This window comes from Pseudonocardia pini, from assembly GCF_013870575.1.
Lineage (GTDB): Bacteria > Actinomycetota > Actinomycetes > Mycobacteriales > Pseudonocardiaceae > Pseudonocardia > Pseudonocardia pini.
This window is the reverse complement of record NZ_JACBXB010000808.1, coordinates 1-2,433: the sequence shown is the minus strand read 5'-3', so window position 1 is coordinate 2,433 and position 2,433 is coordinate 1. Positions and strand designations below refer to the sequence as shown.

The following is a 2,433-nucleotide window of genomic DNA, read 5'->3' as shown; positions in this document are numbered from 1 at the left end:
CGGGGGCTTTCGAGCCGGGCGCGCTCGGACCGGGTGGGTTCTGACCGGGCGGGGTCGGACCGGGCGGGTTCGAGGCGGGCGCGTTCGAGCTGGGCGTGTTGGGGCCCGGTGTGTTGAGGCCGGGTGGGGTTCGGCCGGGCGGGGTCGACGCGGGCGAGTGGCGGGGGCCCGGTGCGTGGGGGCCCTGCACGTGGGAGCCCTGCACGTGGGAGCCCTGCACGTGGGAGCCCTGCACATGGGAGCCCTGCCCGGGCGACCCCTGAGGGCGCGGGGCTCGAGGTGGGGAGCCGGGGCGCTCGGTCCCACCCCGCTCGCCGTGCTCCGGGCCGGGTCGGCCCTCGGACGCCGCAGGTTCGGCGGGGACCTGCGGACGGTCGTCGGCGCCGTCGGGACGGGGTCCGGACGGCGCGTCGGAGGTCCGGTGGTCGCGCATCCCGCCCATGGTGCCCCACGCGGGGGGCGGACGCCGTCCTGGCCTCCCCCGGCGCGTCGGCCGGATCACCGCCCCTGAGCTGCGGGAACGCCTCAGGGACCGATCGAACCGAGCACCAGATCGGGCCGACTCACCGGTTCGGCGGAGACCAGCGGTACGGCGTCGAGCGCCAGACGGGCGCCCGCGACCGCCTCCGGGGTGTCCGTGTGCAGCTCCAGCAGCGGCTCCCCCGCCCGGACCTCGGCCCCGACCTCGTGCAGCCACCGCACCCCGGCGGCGGCCTGGACGCTGTCCTCCTTGCGGGCCCGACCGGCACCCAGCCGCCAGGCCGCGGTCCCGACCGCCGACGCGTCGGGGCAGAACGCCCCCGAACCCGGAGCAGCCACGGTCGTGACGTGCCGCGCCACCGGCAGGGACGCCCGCGGGTCCCCACCCTGGGCGGCGACCATCCGCTCCCACAGGGCATGGGCCTGACCGGACGCGAGGACGGCCTCGGGATCCGCGGCGATCCCGGCGAGGTCGAGCATCTCGCGGGCGAGGGCGAGGGTGAGGGCCCGGACGTCGGGCGGGCCGCCGCCGCGCAGCACCTCGACGGCCTCGGCGACCTCCAGCGCGTTGCCCGCGGTCCGCCCCAGCGGGACGGACATGTCGGTGAGCAGCGCCCGCGTGGGGATCCCGTGCATCGCGCCGATCTCCACCATCCGGGTGGCGAGCTCGCGGGCGGCGTCGACGGTGGGCATGAAGGCACCCGACCCGACCTTCACGTCCAGGACCAGCGCCCCGGTCCCCTCCGCGATCTTCTTGCTCATGATCGAGCTCGCGATGAGGGGGATCGACGGGACGGTGCCGGTGACGTCGCGCAGGGCGTAGAGCCGCCGGTCGGCCGGGGCCAGGGTCGGGGTGGTCGCGCAGACGACGGCGCCGACCCCGGCGAGCTGTGCCGCGATCTCCGCGGTGGACAGCTCCGCGCGCCAGCCCGGGATCGCCTCGAGCTTGTCCAGGGTGCCGCCGGTGTGGCCCAGCCCCCGCCCGGAGAGCTGCGGCACCGCGATCCCACAGGCCGCGACCAACGGCGTCAGGACCAGGGTGATCTTGTCCCCGACGCCCCCGGTCGAGTGCTTGTCCACCACCGGCCGTCCGACGTCCGGCAGCACGAGCCGCTCCCCCGACTCGACCATCGCGAGGGTCCAGCGGGCGGTCTCGGCCGCGTCCATGCCGTTGAGCAGGATGGCCATGGCGAGGGCGGCCATCTGTTCGTCCGCGACCTCGCCGCGGCTGTGCGCGGCGACCACCCAGTCGATCTGGTCGTCCGTGAGGCGGTGGCCGTCGCGCTTGGCGGCGATGACGTCGACCGCGGTGGTCGTCATCTCGCGACCGTAGCGTCAGGGCAGGTCGGCCGACCCGAACGCGTCGGGGAGGACACTGCTCATCGGCTGGATCCCGCGGGGCGTGTCGAGCACGCACTCCGGGCCGCCGAGCTCGTAGAGCACCTGCCGGCAGCGTCCGCACGGCATGAGCAGGGTGCCGTCGCCGGAGCGGACCGCCACCGCGACCAGCCTGCCGCCCCCGGACAGCCGGAGCTGGCCCGCGAGGGTGCACTCGGCGCACAGGCCGACCCCGTACGCGGCGTTCTCGACGTTGCATCCCGTCACGACCCGCCCGTCGGAGCAGAGGGCGGCGGCGCCCACGTGCAGCCCGGAGTACGGGGCGTACGCCGCGGCGGCCGCCCCGATCGCGTGGTCCCGCAGGCTCTGCCAGTCGATCACCTCCTGATCGAAGCAGAGTCCGGGCGTGGACGGCGGCGACCCCGGACGAGAGGGGGCCTGGCCCCGACCGACGCGGAGACCGTGTCGGCGGGCCGCTGTGGACGGCGGCACCCGGCTCACGCCGTGGTGTGACCGCACGGGGTCCTGCTCGCCGGATCCCGGATGAGGACCGCGTGGGAGGCCACGCCGTAGGGTCGGCGCGTGCGCGGGTGGGCGGCGGTCGTCGCGGTGGCG

At 76.4% G+C, this 2,433-nt stretch carries 2 protein-coding genes; both read right to left on the bottom strand.

The window, feature by feature from the left end:
* Positions 1-525: 525 nt before the first annotated feature.
* Positions 526-1,800, bottom strand: a complete 1,275-nt coding sequence (locus H5J29_RS29285; RefSeq protein ID WP_181784208.1) for a thymidine phosphorylase — start codon at positions 1,798-1,800, stop codon at positions 526-528.
* A 15-nt stretch (positions 1,801-1,815) separates the two neighbouring features.
* Positions 1,816-2,196, bottom strand: coding sequence for a cytidine deaminase (locus H5J29_RS29280; RefSeq protein WP_181784209.1), 381 nt, complete (start codon positions 2,194-2,196; stop codon positions 1,816-1,818).
* Between the last annotated feature and the right edge of the window lie 237 nt (positions 2,197-2,433).

Excerpts from the sequence above, each read along its gene's own strand:
- H5J29_RS29285 (WP_181784208.1), bottom strand. The coding sequence starts at position 1,800 with ATGACGACCACCGCGGTCGACGTCATCGCCGCCAAGCGCGACGGCCAC.